Source organism: Sphingomonas rustica (assembly GCF_039652585.1).
GTDB lineage: Bacteria > Pseudomonadota > Alphaproteobacteria > Sphingomonadales > Sphingomonadaceae > Sphingomonas > Sphingomonas rustica.
On sequence record NZ_JBDIZK010000002.1, the window covers coordinates 488,108 to 504,588 of the forward strand.

Genomic DNA, 16,481 nt, shown 5'->3' on the forward strand with positions numbered 1-16,481 from the left:
CGTTCCATGGGGAGCACGACCACAGTCGGCACCTGGTTGAAGGCAAATGCACACGCGGTGGGGCCGGACGATCTGCGACTGCTGGAGCAGGCGGCGATCCTGTTCGAGGGCGCCAACGTCCATCTGCGGCAGCGGGAGGCGCGCGGCGTGGATCCGGTGTTCGCGCTGCAAAGGCTTCGCGCGTCGCCACCGGCCGACAGGGCCGGCCTTTACCGCGACCTCATGGCGATTTTCGCGCGGTTCGGCGACCGTCACACGCGCTGCATCTTGCCTCCGGCCTGGGATCGGCAGTTTGCCTATCTCCCGCTGACGGTCGCGGAGTGCTGGCAAGACGGCGCGTGCGAGATGATCGTGACCGGCTCGGCCGATCCGCGACTGCGCCCGGGCGACCGGCTGGACACGTGGAACGATCGACCGGTCAGCGAGATCGTGGAAGCCCATGAGGCCGGGCAACTCGGTGCCAATCCGGCGGCGCGGCGTGCAAAGTCTTTGCAGACGCTGACCGTCCGCCCGCTGGCGCTGTTGCCGCCGCCCGAAGGAGCCGTGAAGCTTACCGGCAGCAGAGGGAGCGTGCACCTCGAATGGCGGATGGCGGACATGGCGCAGCTCGGGCGGGACCTCGCCGCGTGCATCGCTCCCGAGCCCGACTTCGAGGACGCAGCCGCCGGTCTCGGGGTCCGACGCGTATCGACATCGGCCGGTCCGATCGGATGGATCAAGATCACATCGCTCCGCGTCCCGGCCGACGCATTCTTGCCAGCGCTGGCCGCGGCGCTGGAGCACCAGCCGAGCCTGGGCGTAGTCCTGGACCTGCGCGGGTGTGAGGAGGGATTTGTCCAGACCGGGGAGGCGATGCTTCGCCTCTTCACGGATCGACCGATCGAACCGCTCCAGTTCGAACTACGTGCCACCGAATGGATGCGCGATCTGGTCCGCGCGAGTGCCGCCATGGCCGACTGGCGCGGTCCGGTCGAGACGGCGGCGGCCGCCGGACGGGGCTATTCCCTTGGGCGCCCCCTGACCGCGGAAGCTGCTTTCGAGACTGGATTAAAACCCTATCGCGGACGGCTGATCGTGCTGGTCGATGCCCTGACCTACAGTACCGCGGAGATGTTTGCCGCCGGTGTGCAGGATCATCGCATCGGGACAGTGATCGGCGTCGCGCCCTCTACCGGCGGCGGGGGCGGCTCTGCCTGGTCGCATGAACTGATCCACCGGCTCAGCGGGGACGCGTTTCTGGCGCCGGCTGCCGACGCCCCGCGGCTGCGCATGGCGGTGCTGCGATGCCGCCGGACCGGCGCGAATGCCGGTCGGCTGATCGAGTGCGAGGGCGTCGTTCCGGACCTGATCCACCTGCCGACGCGCCGCGATCGGCTTGAGAGCGATTCCGACCTTATCGACGTCATTGTCCAGCGGATGGAGGCATGTCCATGACCGATGCATATCGTCAGGCCGGGGTGGCGCTGGTGCGGGGCGCGATCGACCCCGCACTGATCGATGAATGGCGGGACCCGATCATTGAAACAGCGTCGCGGCTTCCGAACACCGCGCGCGACAACGAGATCACCGCCATTCTCCAGCCGGACCGGGCCGATCCTCTCATCCTGAATATCCTGACCTCGCCCTTTCTCGGGCGCGTCGCGGCCGAGGTTCTCGGGACCGATCGAATCCGGCTGATTGCGGGGGCCGTGTATATCAAGCCGCCGGGAGCACCTGCGACGTTCTGGCATCAGGATCTGTGGTTCTTCCCGGTCGCCGACGCGCCCATGACGACCCTGTGGCTGCCGCTGACCCGGGTCGCGGAGGATAATGCGCCAATGCTCTACGCTGCAGGGTCGCAACAGGCCGGCTTTATCGACTGGGAGGAAGAAACCCTACCGACGGACTGGTCTGTCGAATGCCTGTGCCCGATGGCAACGGGCGACGTCGCCATTCACGATGGCTGGACGCTCCACGCCTCGCGCGCGAACACCAGTGACCGGCCGCGCGAGGCGGTCGGCCTGTCCTTCATCCCCGACGGCACCCGCTTCGCGACCCGCGACTCATTGAGGCGTGAGCCGGCGCGGTGGAACCGGCTCTCATCCTATCTGGATCATGACGGGTATCGGGAGGGCGATGTCATCGAAGGTCCCGGATGTCCGCTGGTCGCGCTGAGCTAATCGGATTTGCGCCGGAACCGAACGTGCCAGACCCGTTCCGTACTCACCTCCATCGAATCCACGGCGCCGTCGGCGTCGCGGCGGAAGCGGATCGACAGTCCGCCCGGGCAGGCGAACTGGTCGATCGAAAGCGGCGTGAGCGGGTAGGTGCCGCGCCTGCCGCGCGACAGCAAGAGCGCCGGACCATCGCCCACGACATCATAGGCGATGTCCAGTTCCTCGCTGAAATAGCGGCCCGAATAGTCCTGGTGCGGCGGCAACGTTTCGGTTGCCTCCGCCGCGACTGCCTCCAGCATCGCGGTCTCGGTCCCGCCATAGAAGGTTCGGAAGCGCATCGGCTTGTCCGGGATAGGCTCGAACAGGCAGGTTGCGTCCAGTCCGGCAAAGGCAAAGCGATCCTGCCCGAGCGGGATCAGCTCATAGTCGGGCCCGCCGGGAGAGGCGAGGAACAGGCGACCGTCACGATACGCAATGTCGGCCAGATCGTGGCCGCCGGGCTCGCGGTAACGCCCGCAATAGTTCAGCAGCGTGTCACCGTCCGGGGCCGTGATCCCGGTCGCTCGGCTGGCCTGGGCAGCCGTCACATGGCTTTCGGTTTCCCTGGCGGAGAAGGCATCCGACAGGATCAGGTCGGCGATCTCGCGCGCCAGCTTTCCAGGCGGCGCAGCGGGCGTGTTGCAGAAGATCGCGATCGCCAATCGATGATCGGGGAAGCGGATGAAGTGCGCGCGAAACGCCGCGTCGCCGCCGGCATGTTCCGCGATCCGCAACCCGCGATAGGTGCCCAGCGCCAGACCATAGCCATAGCCCGTCGACTGTCCGTTGCCGAGCGTGCCCGGCCGGTGCATCTCGGCGATCAGATCGGCGCTGCAGATTTGCGGAGAGGCCAGGTGACGTTCCCAGGCCGCGAAATCGGCTATCGTGGTGAACAGGCCGGTCGGTCCCGCAGTGCCATAGGCGGGGTTGTTGATGCGCAACGCGCCGGTGTCGTCCTCGTCATAGGCATCGGCACGGCCGGGCACGATTCGGTGGAACTCGTCGTGGAAATGGGTGCGGCTCATGCGCAGCGGATCGAAAACCTGTTCCTGCGCGAACTCGCGAAGCGACTGACCGGTAATCTGTTCGATGATCGTGCCGATCAGCGTGTAGCCGGTGTTGATATACTGAAATCGCGAGCCCGGCGCGAAATTCAGGGAATGCTGGCGCGTGGCCAGGCGAACGATATCCCCGGTCGTCTTGAGGTCCTCGTGGCGCCAGCCGGCAAGGTCCAGAAGACCCCATTGGTCGCGAAGGCCGCTGACATGGTGGAGGATCTGCCGCAATAGGATGTCGCCACCGGCCTGAAGCTCCGGCAGGAGCTCGCCGAGCCGCGCATCGAGATCGAGCAGACCGCGTTCCGCCAGAAGACCGGCGCAGAATGCTGTGACCTGCTTGGAGAGAGACGCGATGTGGAAGACAGTGTCCGCTGTGATCGGGACATGCTGTTCGATGTTCGCGAGCCCGTACGCGCGCATCAGCGCCGGCTCATCGCCGCGATAGATACCGACCGCGCAGCCCGGGCCGTCCGTTTTGACCCAGTCGAATAGCGCGTCGATATTCGACACTGCAATCGGCGCGCCGTGCGACGGCTCCGTCATCGGCGCCATGTCCGGTGCCGCATGCGGCTGACCGCTTCCGGTCACGGGTCGGCCCTGTCGTTCAGGGGGCGTACCGGAAGCGGCAATCGACCTGCGCGATTCAGCAACCCTTGTTGCAGTTCGCACCCCAGGAGCAGGAGCCTTCGGCCATCTGCAGCAGTTGCTCGTCGGTCAGTTCTTCGCCGAGTGCCAGATCGATATTGGCCTCTTCCGAATTGGCGGCGGGGTTCAGTTCATGGTCCATGTCATGCATCCCATTTGCGCCGACGCGCCGGATCCGCATCGGAACCCGGCGCTTCGGACCTTTTCACGAAAGACGGCCGCGGCGATCAGCCGCGGCAGTTGGCGCCCCAGGAGCAGGAGCCTTCGGCCATCTGCAGCAGTTGCTCGTCGGTCAATTCCTCGCCGATTGCGCTCTGAAGCGCAGCTTCGATCCGGTCTGCCGAGGTGTCGCCGGTCGAGAGTGTCTGTTCGCTGTCCATCTTGTTTCCCCGTTTGCTGATATGACCGTGATGGTCGTCCTGCAGTGTGCGGCGCGCGATGGCGCCGCCGGCGGTTCAGTAGCTCTTGGCCGGTGCGCCCGAGACGTGCGCAACGGTGGCGCCCAGCGCGAACCAGATCACCTCATCGGGAACGCCGGAAGGCTTCTCCTTGACGGTGAACGTTGCCGTTTCGCCGCCTGGATTATACTCGTAACCGATGACGGTCTTGCCGAGCCCGGGCGTATCGGTCGTCGCCGTGCCCGAATTCTCCCCGTCATAGACGGTCTTGTGCTGTTCCGTGCTGGCCGACTTCAGGGCGGCCCAGTCTGCCGCCGAGAGATCGGAGATCGTATTGCTGCTCATGGATGGGCCTCCTTGAGGGGTCCGTGAATTCGATCCGTTTCGAGTTCACGCCGGGATGGTGTACCTGCCCAGAATTGCAGTCAACTTCAATCGAGTCCGATTCAGCAGTGAAATGACAGTATCGCTAGTCTATTGGACTCGAAAACATCTTTGGCGATACATAATCTATAGTTGTAGGTGAAAGTTGACAGTCCCGAGGGTTCAACCGCGGCCCGTAAAGCTGGTCACCCGATTGCCGCTTCGGCCGGCCGCTGGTCGGCATACCAGGCGGCAACGTCTGTCGTACCGCCGGGGAACTCGGCAGGCGTATCCGGGATGCGCATGACCTGTCGCATGGTCAGCGCCAGGTATCGCTCCCCGTGATGAAGCAGCAGCTGTCGCCGCTCCAGATCGTCGAGGATCGCCAGGATTTCCGCTTCGCCCGGCTGCTCGGGATCGTCGCGAAGAAGGGTCTGCAACGCCGGGAGCGATCGAACACTGTCGCACAGGTCGTGGACGCGCAGGCTGAGGCCACTGAGCTGATGCTGTTCGGCGATCGCGCCCGGTCGGGTGTCGGTGATCCGCATGCCCGATGAATCCCGCACACCGTGCAGCGTCGGCTTCTCGCCGACGACCGGTCCGGCAAGCCCCCAGAGCTGGTTCCACCGCCCGACGATCTGGATCACCCGCTTGAGATGCGGGCGCGCGTCGAGCGCGACCTGGGCCGGGGGACGTCCGACCGCGTCGAAATAATAGGCGAGCTCGGACAACTCCGCTTCGGCCACCGGATAGACCGAGCGATAGGCGGGGTAAGGAGTCAGTGTCAGCCCGAACTCTTCGGCGCGCTGATGATAGGGGCTGAAGCGGTGGAACTGGATGCGGTCGATCCCGGGCGGCTGAAGATGCGAGACATTGGGAAGCCAGTCGGCCATCTCGCCGTACATCTCGTCGGTCTCGCCAGGTACGTCCCACAGGAAATTCCAGGTGATGAAGATGCCGAGCTCGCGCGCCCATTTCAGCAACTGGATATTCTGGAGCGCGGTCGTGCCCTTGTCGATCAGGCGCAGGATGTCGTCATGCATCGTCTCGACGCCGGGCTGCAGGCGGCGAATCCCGGCATCTGCAATGACCTCGAGATGTTCCCGCTTCAGGTTCGCCTTCGTCTCGAAAAACAGGGTGTAGGGGTCGTCGCTTGCCAGTCGCGGCAGCAGGTCGCGCAAATATTTGAGGTCGAGGATATTGTCGACGACGTTGAACTTGCGGATCCCGTACTTGCCGGACAGATTTTCCAGCTCATCGAACACGCGATCGGCCGATTTCGACCGGAAGGCCATGTTGCCCCCGTTCAGGCCGCAAAAGGTGCAATGCTTCTTTGCGCCCCACCAGCATCCCCGGGAGGTCTCCATCGCTAGACCGGGAGCGATGTAGCGCCGCAGCGGCGAGCCTGCGAGCGTATCGAAATAATCGTCGAAATTGGGCTCGGGCACATCGTCCATCCGCAGGACGGCGGCACGGGGGGCTGCCTCGCCGGTGCCGACTCGGTCGATATTCGCATCGCTGATCACGCCCGTCGCCAGCGCCTCGGGCGGCAGATCGCGACCTTGCTCGATCAGCTTGTCGCACAGATCCGGAAAGAGCAGGTCGGCCTCTCCCGACACGACGAAATCGACCCAGGGGAAGCAACGCTTCGTCGCGACCCCCATTGCGGCCTCGCAGTTGGCGCCGCCGATCACGGTGATCACGTCCGGATCGAGCGCGCGAATGCGGCGCAGAAGTGCCAGCGAGGCGGTGTGTTGGAAGAAGGTCGAGGTACAGCCGACGACCTTGGGGCGGGCGGCCAGGATGCGACGTGCCACCCGGTCGACGAACCCGGGCGCGGCGTCCCGCGTCCGGATCAGCGCGGCGCGCGGGTCCTCACGAAATCCGCTGCGCAGCGACAGGCCGCGGGACACTGCCGCGGAGAGGACAATGTCGAGATAGGCGTGGAGGTCCGGCTTGAACTCGGGAAACGCCGCGCCCGCAAAGGTCCATTCGCCGATCAGGAACTCCTGCTTGCTGTCGGCAATGAAGGAGAAGACATCGAGGCCGATCTCCTCGGCGAACCACAGGCAGGGATACCAGCTGCGAGCGGTGATGCCGCGTCGTTCGAGCGCACTTTGCAGCAATCCGAGTGCGACCGAGGGCTGGTCGATGATCGGATAGGGCATCGAGACCAGACAGACGTCGCTGGCGAGGCCGGGCTCCGCTGTCTCTTCCGATCGCCACGATGGGAGGGGAGGGGCTGAGGCCCCGCGCCAGTTCGGCTCCGCGTGCCAGGCGAGGCTGCTCGGATGCTGGACTCCGTCGCTCACCCTTCGAGCAGCGCGCGCAGATAGTCGTTGTAGAACAGGCCGTTCGGGTCCTGCGATCGGCGATAGTCATTGAACGCCTGGAGCGGCGTGCCTCGGCGGGTGCGCAGTTCCGCAAGGAAATTGGGATTGAACGCCGCACCGAAATTGCCTGCCGCGCCTTGCGGATCATAGAAGCCGTACATCTTCCCGTTGTGCGGGAAGCCGCCCATCGCGACCCATTCGCGCTCCACGTCGGCGAAGAACTTCAGCAGCGCTGCGGGATAGTCGGAGGTCGGCGTCGCGCGGATAAAGCCGATCAGGTCGAGATTGACGAACGTCGCATCGGGATTGGTCGTGTAGGTGCCGGCCATCGCGATGTCGCTGCCTTTTACGAAGCGGAACTCCATCGGGGCGGCGATGTAGAAGCTGCTGCCGCGCTGCATGCGCTTGCCGACCACCTGAAGGCTGTCCCACACCTTGCCGAGCGACGCCGCGTCGATCGCGGGCATCTCGATGAAGTAGGACATGAACATTACCCGGGCGGCCTCGGTCAGCCACACATCGGAATAGGCGGCGTTTGCCTTTGCGACATTGATCGCGATCGTGGCCATGCCCGCCACGGTAACCCCGCCCGCCAGGAATTTGGCGCCTTGCGCGATGATCGCCGCTTCCTCGGCAATATCCTCACCGGGCAGCATCGGCGCGCCATATTCGTCATCGGCCGCCAGGGTGCAGGCACTTTCCGCGGGGATCGGCTGGTTCGGGATCTTGTTGGCCGGGTTATCGACCACGTTCCACCATGCCGCGAAATATTCATTGGTGATCGGCGGGAAATAATAGGGATTGTAGAAGGTCTCGATGCGATCATGCGTTGTCAGCAGCGTCTGGAAGGTGGCGGCGAACTGGTCTCGCGTAGGGGCATCGAACGAGGTGCTGCCGCCGTCCAGTGTCGTGGCATAGGGCCGGTCGAGCACATCGATCGTCACCGACGTGACGATGCCCAGGCCGCCCAGATTGACCCGGGCGAACTGGAGCGGGTTCCAGCCGTTGACCGACGGTGTCGACTCATCGATCGTCACGACGGTCCCGTCGGCACGCAGGATGGTGAAGGCCGAGACCGTGCCGGCAAAGACCGGCGCCGCGACTGTCGCGCCATGCACATCCACCGAGGTCATGCCACCCACGCTGAAGAAACCGCCGGCGGTAACGGTGCGCAGCATCAGGTTGTTCTGGGTGAGCAGATCGATGATCTGGTCCTCGCGAACGCCGGTATTTACCGTGATCTGCTTGTTCGCGACATCGACGATCATGTTCTGGTCGCCATTGGGGCCCAGGTCGGCGTAGCAGGACATGTCGACAAGATAGTTCACGGCACCCGTCGATGACGTTGCCGAGGTATCGATCACCAGCGGCGGTTGTGAATGGCGTTGGCCGGACACGCGCAATACGGCATTGTCGGTGGTCCCCTTCTGGAGAACTGCCTGTAACTCGCTAAGGTTGCTGGGTGAAAAATAGTAATAGGAAACGCTGGGCGGCGGTTGATGGACAATATTCTTTGTCCAATTTGTCCAAATTGGGTTGGATTGTTCGGGAAGCGAGCCGGCGTCCATCATCGCTTGTCTCCAAAAGCTACTGGAGTCGTCTTACGCACATTGACCTGGACCAGCGGCGAAGGTCATCCATCTTCAGTCGCAGCGCAATGGTGTTAATTGGCCGAAATGGTTCGATATGAATTGCGCAGAGGCGATGGTCCGATGCGGCCTTGGCAACGCGTCGTGCGTCAATGGCCTATCCGCAGTGGGTGGCGCGCCAATCTGCTCCGCCGTTCCTCGCACGGAACTGGATCGTGTGGGCAAACGATCCCGGCACCCGGGATCGTGGGGCGTACTGCTTTGCCTCTCGGGCAGGCGTGGTTACCTGCCGGCGAGGTCGATTGGACGGAGGCGCAACGGGGCTTTCACCTGCCTGGACGCCGGCCCTTCAGCGCTTCGATCGCACCTCAGTGCGGCGCGGCGCCGTCGAGAAATGAACGGACCAGGAGGCAGGCTTCATCAGTTGCGGCGTCGAGAAAGCCGTGGGTCCATTGGGGCGTCTCGACGATCCTGCCGTTCACCAGGAGGGGCGCCGCGCGACGGGTATATTCCGTCAGGTCGTCGTCATTGTTGATGACCAGGATCGGCTGGCGGACCTGGGGCAGGCCCATGTCGGGCAGGTGATTGAAGGCCGCCCGGTGGCCCCACCAGCCACGGCCACGGCCCAGCAGGGCATCGGGAAACATGTCGGCGATCGCCTCGAGCGGCAGGCCGCTGGGCCGGTTGTGCCGCAGCCAGCCATTCCAGCGCTTCAGGATATGCGATCCGTCTTCCTTCGGCGTCTCGGGTGCATAGAGCGTGCGCATCGCCGTCCGCTCTTCGTCGGTGAAGATCGGGGTGGAGACGAGGACGAGGCGGCGGACCTGGCCGGGCCGTGCCCGCGCGACATCGCACGCGATCATCGACCCGGTGTGATAGCCGATCAGGTCGACCGGTCCGGCAATGCCCAACGCATCGATCGCCGCCATCATCGCACGCGCATAGTCGGCGATCTCGGGTGGCGAGTCCGGCGTATCGGACATGCCGAAGCCCGGTGTATCCACCGCGACCACCAGCCTGTCCTCGCCCATCTGCGCCATGAACCCGGTATAGATGCGCCCCGTCATCGGGCTCATGTGGAAGCAGATCAGCGCCGGCTTCGCGGTCGCTTCGCCGGCGATGCGCAGGTGCAGCTGGCCGAACGGGCCATCGACATAGTGACGCCGGACTTCAACCACGGATGATGCCTTTCGATATCGTCAGACGAGCGGACAATAATCTTCCTTCTCGACCAGATCGTAGGCGAAGATGAACTTCGCCATTCCTGTCAGCACCGCCATCACGACGCCCAGCTCCACGAGTTCCGCGTCGCTGAAATGCCGTTTGAGGCGGGCGTAAAGCTCGGGCGAGACCGAGCCCTTGGCATTGGTCAGCACCATCACGTCGGCGAGTTCTAGCGCTGCCTTCTGCCTGTCGTCGAACGGGCCAGTCGCATAGTCGCCGATCGTGTCGATTTCCGCATCGCTGAGGCCCGCTTCGCGCGCGGCGATACGATCGCTGCGATTGCAGAAGGCGCAGCCATGCACGTTCGCGAGGCCAAGCCGGACCAGTTCCAGCACCTTGCGATCGCAGCGACCGGAATGAAAGAGCTGTCCGTAGAACTGGTCGGCATACCATTTGGCGACTTCGGGCGCGTTGCCCATCACCTCGACGAAGGTCGTGTCGCCGTGCAGCGCCTGGGTGGTGTCCCACATCGGCAGCAGCGCGGGATCGAGCGCCTCTCGCGGGACGCGGTTGAATGGTGTGTCGGGCAGCATCAGCAGGTCTCCTCGGGGGCGTCCAAAGGCGAGCCGGTGAGTTCTTCGAGCTGGAACAGCGAGTCCATATATCCGCCGACGACACCCTTGACGTACAGATGGTCGCCATCGGTCGAGAGCCACATGTCATAGGGCGGGTGGTTGTTCGTCGTGCCGCGCAGGCGAATGCGGCGGCATTCGAATGTGCCCGCAGGGACCGTCACCGTTTCGAGCCCGACATATTCCAGCCCACTGTGCGTCGTCGTGAAATACGGCCCGCTCGCACCCAGATGGTGCAGGCTGTGCATCAGGTTCGTTCCCCAGAACTTGACGTGCCCCGGGCCTTCCTCGAACGGAAAGCTGGCGCCCAGCCAGCCGTCGCTCTGTACGGCATGGACGCCGAAGCCGCGCAGCGGCCGCTGGATCGGCATCCGCTGCGACAACCGTCCCTCCGCCTCGGTGTAGGTCTCGCACTCGGCATGCGATTGGTCGAAGCGGAACCAGCCCGTGCCGGTCAGCCGGCCGCCGTTCATGATCCGGACATAGGCGTCGCAGGGCTGGAAATCGGCGTCGACCGACAGGACGCTGTCCCGCACGACATCGTCGCTGCCGATCGCCATCTCGCAATGTGCGCTTAGCACGCGCCGACCGTCGCCGCCCCGCGTGATGCCCCAGCGCTCGGTGCCCCACAGCCCGCCATCGGCATGGCGATAGGTGATGAGTCCGTCGCGCCGGGGAAGCGGGGCGAAGCGCGTCATCCGCCGATCCGCACCAGCGCTCGGCCCTCCGTCCGGCCAAGCGCGACACGCTCGATCTGGGCGCCGGCCTGTTCCAGGCCGTCCGCCACGTCCTGCACCTCGATCAGCCGGCCGTCGCGGATGAACGGAGTCGCGTAGGCGACCCATTCGGCACGGCGCGCGAAATAGTCGTACACGACCAGTCCGAAAAGCTGTGCGCGCTTGCCGATGATCGGCCCGACCGGCAGCCGGGCGACGCTGCCGTCGCCATAATGCTGCGCGAGGCCGCACAGCACCATGCGGGCGTTGATGGCGAGGCGCGGGAGCACCGCGTCCAGCACCCGTTGGCCGACATTCTCGAAATGGACCGAGATGTCGCTCGGCAGCTTCTGTTCCCAGCCGTCGAGCTTATAGTCGATACAGTCGTCGAAGCCGTAGCGCCCGGTGGCGATGGCGCATTTGTCGGCACCGCCGGCGATTCCGATCACGGTCGCGCCCTCGATCTTCGCGATCTGGCCGGCGGTTCCCGCGACAACGCCCGCGGCGGCATCGACGGTGAAGACGTCACCCATCTTCACCCGGGCGAGCTGGGTCATGCCTGCCCAGGCGGTAAGGCCGGGCATGCCGAGAATGCCGAGATGCTCGGCGACCGCGATGTCGGGATCGACGCGGCGCAGGCGCGATACCCGGACGATCGCCTCTTCCGCCCAGCCGCAATTACCGACGACATGGTCCCCGACGGCAAAGGCCGGATCGTTCGAGGCGAGGACGACCGCGACGCTTTCCGCAGGCAGCGGCTCGCCCGGGGCTGGGGGCTTTTCGCCCATGTGCCGCGCGCGCAACGTCTGGCCAACATAGGGGTCGAGCCCCAGCCACAGCAGCCGGACCCGGACGCTGCCGGCGGGCAGCGTATCCGGCAGGCGGCGCTCGACGATCTCGAAGTCGCCGGCGACCGGCGCATCGGTGACCGCGTGTCGAAGCACGACTTCACGCACGGCGCTCATGCGATGTCTCCCACGCAGACGGGGCAATCCTCGATCGGCGCATCGGCGATCGATGCGATCATGGTCCTGAGCAACTCGACTCTTCCTTCTCTTAGGGGCGGCGCCTGCACGATCGGGGTGGCGGCAAGCGCGGCCTTCACCCCCTCGGCAAGCGGATTGATGACGGGGATCGATGCGGCCTGCGCGATGCGATCTGCGATCGGCGACATGCAGGTGCAGCCCAGCAGCACGGCATCGGCACCCCGGGCGGCCGCGCGCGCGACCGCAGCGTCGATCGCGTCCAGCAGCGCGGGCTTGCCGCTTTTCACGTCGGCCAGATAGCCATCCGGACCGGTAAGCCGATCGAGGTCGCCTTCCTGGCCGACATTGTCGATCCCCAGGCAGGCCTGGCCATGACCATATTCGTGCAGCAGATCGGTGACCACGAAGTTCATCGATTGCGGCCAGACCGTCACGACCGCGAAACGGCCATGGGCGGCGGCGCTCGCCATGCCCGCCTCGCCCGAGCCGACCGCCGGAACCGGGAGCGCGGCGCGCATCGCGGCGAGGCCGTAATCCCCGACACTGTCGATCACGACCGCGTCGCAACCCTGTTCCGCCGCGGTGATCGCGGCCTCGGCATGGCCCAGCACCTGCATCGCCCGTTCGAGCGGCGTGTGCGGAAAGGCGCCGACCCGGGACGGCCAGGCGCTGAGCGTCACGCCCGTCGGCAGCAGCGACGCGAGCTCACTTGCCGGGGTACGGCGTTCGAACGGATTGAAGGGGGTGCCGATCAGGCCGATGCGGTTCATCGCGCGATCTCCACCAGCTCGAGCAATTCGCCGGCCGGCCCGACAACCGTCGCCGCGCGGCGACCTTCGTAAAAGGCGTCGTCGCGGACCCGGGGCGGGGTGATGAAGTCGAGCCCGAGACCGTCGAGCGTGTCCACCGCCAGCGTCACGAGCGCATTGCCCGGCGGCAACATGCCCTCGTCGCGCCGCCGCTGGTCCGCCTGTTCGGGATAGTCGTCGATCTCGACGATCGGCATCCGTCCCTTCTGCGCCATGCTGATCGTCGTCAGCGTGGCGGCATCCAGCCCGAAGGCCTTGTTTATCATCGAATAGGGGATGGTGTAGGTGCCGCCTTCCTCAAGCCCGAGCCGGTCTTCGTACCAGCGCATCGCCGCCGCGCGGTCGGGGGCGGCGAGGATGACGATGAAGAGGTGGTCGACCGGCGATCCGGCGCGCGGCAGGTCGGAGGTCGGCGTGTCCTGACGGACTTCGTTGAGATACACCATCTCGCGACCGCGCCCGAGCATCTGCATCGCGACGAAATAGGGCAGGCCCGGGATTTCCTTTGGTACGCCGACGATGTCGAACCCGCTGTCCTTTAGCCGTTCGGGCCAGCCGAACACATCCTGCACGGTGATCTCGTACGCCGCCCAGCCATAGCTGCGGGTCGGGGTGAAATCGGCACGCAGCGGCTGTTCGACCAGCCGCAGCCGGCACGGCGCGCCGCTGGCGGGGGCAAGCGTGGCGAAGCGTGCGCCTGCCGCTGCCGGGCAGCCCCAGCTTGCGGCGAGATCGGGCGGAAGGGTGCCCTGCTCGATCGCCTCGAGGCCAAGCGCGTCGCGATAGTCGGCGAGCGCCGCATCCAGGTTGGGCGTGGTCGAGAGGCCGCCGATGATGCGGCCATGGGTCAGGAAGGTCATGCGCCGCCCCCTGTGACGAAATCGGGTTTGCGCTTGGTCAGGAACGCGTCGACGCCCTCGGCGAAATCGGGGAGCGAAAAGGCTTCGGCGAACAGTGCCGACGTATCGGCATCGTCATCGGTCTGGCCATCGAGGATGCGGCGGACCATCGCCTTCGACTGGCCGATGCTGTGCGCCGAATTGGCTGCGATCGTCTCCACGAGTGCCTGCGGATCGTCATCGATCATATCGATCAGGCCGATGCGCAGCGCTTCCTGGGCATCGATCAACGCGCCGGTGAACAGGATCCGCTTTGCCTGGGACGGGCCGACCAAGTCTACCAGAAGCTTGGTGTCGTGGAGCGAATAGACGAGGCCGAGCTTGGCCGGGGTGATGCCGAAACGCGCGGGCGTGCGGGCGACGCGAAGATCGCAGGCGATGGCGATGCCACAGCCGCCGCCGACGCAGTCGCCCTCGACAAAGGCGATAATGGGCTTTCCTGCGCGGGCGATGGCGCGCTGGGCATGGGCGATCGCCGTCTGATTTGCAGCCCGCCATTGAGGATCGCGAGCGCCCGACCCGAACTCGGCGATGTCGGCACCGGCGGAAAAGGCGCCCGGCTCGGCCGCGCGGACCACGACCACGCGCACTGCGGGGTCGGCGAGGGCGGCATCGATCAGTTGCGGCAGCGCTTCCCACATCGCCTGGGTGAAGGCGTTGCGCTTCGCCGCGCGGTCGATCAGCAGATGGGCGACCGGCCCGCGCGTCTCAAGCCGAAGCGTCATGTCGGATCGACCCTGGCCAGATGATGCGCGATCTCGCGCCGCGTCGCGATCCACACATCGCCATGCCCGCGGACATGGCGCAGGAATTCCTCGAGCGCCCAGATACGCGCCGGCCGCCCGATGATGCGCAGGTGAAGCCCTAGCGACATCATCTTTGGATTGCCCTCGACGCCCTCGCGATACAGCTGGTCGAAGCAGCGGCGGGCATAGTCCAGCCAGTTATGCGGTGCATAGGCCGGGTCGGTCCACATCTTCATGTCGTTGGTATCGAGCTGGTAGGGCACGATCGCGATCGGCCGGCCCGGAACGGTGTCGCGGTCCCAGAAAGGCACGTCGCCCGAATAGTCGTCCATATGATATTCGAAGCCTGCCTCGATCAGCAGGCGACGGGTATTGTCGGTGTGGAAATATCGGCTGAGCCAGCCATAGGGCCGGGTGCCGGTGGTCCGCTCGATCGACTCGACCGCCTTGGCTATGAACGCGCGTTCGGCGTCCTCGTCCATCTTGAACTGATGGACCCAGCGCCAGCCATGGCTCACCGGCTCATGGCCCAGCTCGCGGATCGCGGCGGCGATTTCCGGATGGTTCTCGAGCGAGAGCGCGGCGACGGTCCAGCTTGCCCGCACGTCATGGTCGCGCAGCAGCTTCACGATGCGCGGCGCGCCGGCCTTGATGCCGTAGCGATAATTGCTCTCGTTGCCGTAGTTGCGCAGCGGACCCTTGATGTGGATGCCAAGCTCGTCGACCGGCTCCATGCCGCGGTCGCCGCGCAGGACCGTCATTTCGGAGCCTTCCTCGACATTGACGACGACCGACAAGGCGATCTTCTCGCCGTTCGGCCAGTCGATCCGTTCCTCGCGCATCAGTGCATCTCCTCGCCGCCGGAGACATTGATCGCTTCTCCGGTCACATAGCCGGCCGCATCGGACGCGAGCCACGCACAGGCGGCGGCCGTGTCGCTGGCCTTGCCCGGACGACCCATCGGGTTCTTCCTGGCCATGTTGGCGAGGTACGCCTCGGTGTCGGCGAAGCCGAGCAGCTGCGAGAAATAGGCGTTCTGCTGGGCGCCCAGGCCGGTGGTGACGTGATTGGGGCAGACCGCATTGACGGTGATCCCGTGCGCGCCGAGTTCCAGCGCGCTTGCACGGGTCAGGCCGATCATGCCGTGCTTCGAACTGACATAGGCGGGCAGGTGCGGGAAGGCCGACTTGGCGGCCTGGCTGGCGATGTTGATGATGCGCCCGCCCTGGCCGTGCGCGATCATCGCGCGCGCCGCGGCCTGGGTGGCATAGAAGGCGCCCGACAGGTTGACGGCGATCACCGTCGCCCAGTCGGCCGGATCCACGTCGAGCAGGGGCTTCATCATGAAACCGATGCCGGCATTGTTGACGAAGATATCGACCCCGCCGAACGCGCGCACGGTCCCATCGACCAGTGTCGTGCACTGCGCGGCGTCGGAGACGTCGCAGGCTATGGCTTCGACCTTCGCGCCGGTCGCGCGCAGGTCATCGGCGACCGAGATGGCCTCGTCGTCGATGACGCGGTCGGACACGATGCAGTTCGCGCCCTCCTCGGCGAAACGACGCAGGATCGCCTGGCCGAGCCCCTTGTCCTTGCCCGATCCGGTGACGACGATCGTCCGTCCTGAGAACTGGGCCATTACAGGTCTTCGGTCAGCAGGAACTGCGGATGGTCGGCGAAATCCGCGAAGGCGCCCGCCACCTTCTGGAAGGCCTCGGTCGACACTTCCGCCACGAACGGGTCGAGCGCGACGATGTCGATGACTTCGACATAGTGATAGGGTGCGGGCGCATCGCTGCCGAACAGGCCGGTCGTGCGATGCACGCTGAAGCGCTCCACCGACTTGAGCGCGTTGACGCCGGGAATGTCGGCTTCGCGCGCCCAGGCTTCATAGGCGGCGGCATCGACACCGGGCTTGAGGTTGAACAGGACGATGATCCGCATCGAT

Annotated in this window: 18 protein-coding genes; 2 read left to right on the forward strand and 16 right to left on the reverse strand. The window is 65.4% G+C overall.

What is annotated here, in order from left to right; all coding sequences use genetic code 11:
• Positions 1–6: 6 nt before the first annotated feature.
• Both TPR58_RS05195 and TPR58_RS05200 read left to right on the forward strand, forming a co-directional pair.
• Complete coding sequence (locus tag TPR58_RS05195) at positions 7–1,434, forward strand: S41 family peptidase (protein WP_346245554.1); 1,428 nt, start codon at positions 7–9, stop codon at positions 1,432–1,434.
• Positions 1,431–2,159, forward strand: coding sequence for a phytanoyl-CoA dioxygenase family protein (locus TPR58_RS05200; RefSeq protein WP_346245555.1), 729 nt, complete (start codon positions 1,431–1,433; stop codon positions 2,157–2,159). The genes TPR58_RS05195 and TPR58_RS05200 overlap by 4 nt, the downstream gene beginning before the upstream one ends.
• Here the strand turns inward: TPR58_RS05200 and TPR58_RS05205 are convergent.
• The 16 genes from TPR58_RS05205 to TPR58_RS05280 form a co-directional block, all read right to left on the reverse strand.
• Positions 2,156–3,841 (reverse strand): serine hydrolase domain-containing protein, encoded by a 1,686-nt coding sequence (locus TPR58_RS05205; protein WP_346245556.1) that lies wholly within the window; start codon positions 3,839–3,841, stop codon positions 2,156–2,158. The two genes, TPR58_RS05200 and TPR58_RS05205, sit on opposite strands and share 4 nt — an antisense overlap.
• Positions 3,842–3,896: 55 nt before the next feature.
• Positions 3,897–4,040, reverse strand: a complete 144-nt coding sequence (locus tag TPR58_RS05210) for a hypothetical protein (RefSeq protein WP_346245557.1) — start codon at positions 4,038–4,040, stop codon at positions 3,897–3,899.
• Between the two features lie 85 nt (positions 4,041–4,125).
• Positions 4,126–4,278: a hypothetical protein gene (locus tag TPR58_RS05215; protein WP_346245558.1), complete on the reverse strand. Its 153-nt coding sequence runs from the start codon at positions 4,276–4,278 to the stop codon at positions 4,126–4,128.
• A 75-nt stretch (positions 4,279–4,353) separates the two neighbouring features.
• Positions 4,354–4,641 (reverse strand): hypothetical protein, encoded by a 288-nt coding sequence (locus TPR58_RS05220; RefSeq protein ID WP_346245559.1) that lies wholly within the window; start codon positions 4,639–4,641, stop codon positions 4,354–4,356.
• 224 nt (positions 4,642–4,865) lie between these two features.
• The gene (locus tag TPR58_RS05225; protein WP_346245560.1) at positions 4,866–6,971 is read right to left on the reverse strand and encodes a RiPP maturation radical SAM C-methyltransferase; all 2,106 of its coding nucleotides are present in this window, start codon (positions 6,969–6,971) and stop codon (positions 4,866–4,868) included.
• Positions 6,968–8,563, reverse strand: coding sequence for a D-arabinono-1,4-lactone oxidase (locus TPR58_RS05230; protein WP_346245561.1), 1,596 nt, complete (start codon positions 8,561–8,563; stop codon positions 6,968–6,970). The genes TPR58_RS05225 and TPR58_RS05230 overlap by 4 nt, the downstream gene beginning before the upstream one ends.
• A gap of 386 nt (positions 8,564–8,949) precedes the next feature.
• Positions 8,950–9,759, reverse strand: coding sequence for an alpha/beta fold hydrolase (locus TPR58_RS05235; protein ID WP_346245562.1), 810 nt, complete (start codon positions 9,757–9,759; stop codon positions 8,950–8,952).
• A gap of 21 nt (positions 9,760–9,780) precedes the next feature.
• On the reverse strand, positions 9,781–10,338 hold the full coding sequence (locus tag TPR58_RS05240; protein ID WP_346245563.1) for a carboxymuconolactone decarboxylase family protein: 558 nt from the start codon (positions 10,336–10,338) through the stop codon (positions 9,781–9,783).
• The gene (locus TPR58_RS05245; RefSeq protein ID WP_346245564.1) at positions 10,338–11,075 is read right to left on the reverse strand and encodes a DUF3108 domain-containing protein; all 738 of its coding nucleotides are present in this window, start codon (positions 11,073–11,075) and stop codon (positions 10,338–10,340) included. Before TPR58_RS05245 ends, TPR58_RS05240 begins: the two co-directional genes overlap by 1 nt.
• A complete protein-coding gene (locus tag TPR58_RS05250) occupies positions 11,072–12,058 on the reverse strand; it encodes a zinc-binding dehydrogenase (RefSeq protein ID WP_346245565.1) in 987 nt (328 codons plus the stop codon). Before TPR58_RS05250 ends, TPR58_RS05245 begins: the two co-directional genes overlap by 4 nt.
• The gene (locus tag TPR58_RS05255; protein WP_346245566.1) at positions 12,055–12,849 is read right to left on the reverse strand and encodes an aspartate/glutamate racemase family protein; all 795 of its coding nucleotides are present in this window, start codon (positions 12,847–12,849) and stop codon (positions 12,055–12,057) included. Before TPR58_RS05255 ends, TPR58_RS05250 begins: the two co-directional genes overlap by 4 nt.
• Entirely contained in the window at positions 12,846–13,748 is a 903-nt protein-coding gene (locus TPR58_RS05260) for a VOC family protein (protein WP_346245567.1), read from the reverse strand. The genes TPR58_RS05255 and TPR58_RS05260 overlap by 4 nt, the downstream gene beginning before the upstream one ends.
• On the reverse strand, positions 13,745–14,512 hold the full coding sequence (locus TPR58_RS05265; protein ID WP_346245568.1) for an enoyl-CoA hydratase/isomerase family protein: 768 nt from the start codon (positions 14,510–14,512) through the stop codon (positions 13,745–13,747). Before TPR58_RS05265 ends, TPR58_RS05260 begins: the two co-directional genes overlap by 4 nt.
• Positions 14,509–15,375 carry a polysaccharide deacetylase family protein gene (locus TPR58_RS05270; RefSeq protein ID WP_346245569.1) on the reverse strand — a complete coding sequence of 289 codons (867 nt, stop codon included), beginning with the start codon at positions 15,373–15,375 and terminating at the stop codon, positions 14,509–14,511. The genes TPR58_RS05265 and TPR58_RS05270 overlap by 4 nt, the downstream gene beginning before the upstream one ends.
• On the reverse strand, positions 15,375–16,172 hold the full coding sequence (locus tag TPR58_RS05275) for an SDR family NAD(P)-dependent oxidoreductase (protein ID WP_346245570.1): 798 nt from the start codon (positions 16,170–16,172) through the stop codon (positions 15,375–15,377). The genes TPR58_RS05270 and TPR58_RS05275 overlap by 1 nt, the downstream gene beginning before the upstream one ends.
• Positions 16,172–16,477, reverse strand: coding sequence for an REDY-like protein HapK (locus TPR58_RS05280; protein ID WP_346245571.1), 306 nt, complete (start codon positions 16,475–16,477; stop codon positions 16,172–16,174). The genes TPR58_RS05275 and TPR58_RS05280 overlap by 1 nt, the downstream gene beginning before the upstream one ends.
• Between the last annotated feature and the right edge of the window lie 4 nt (positions 16,478–16,481).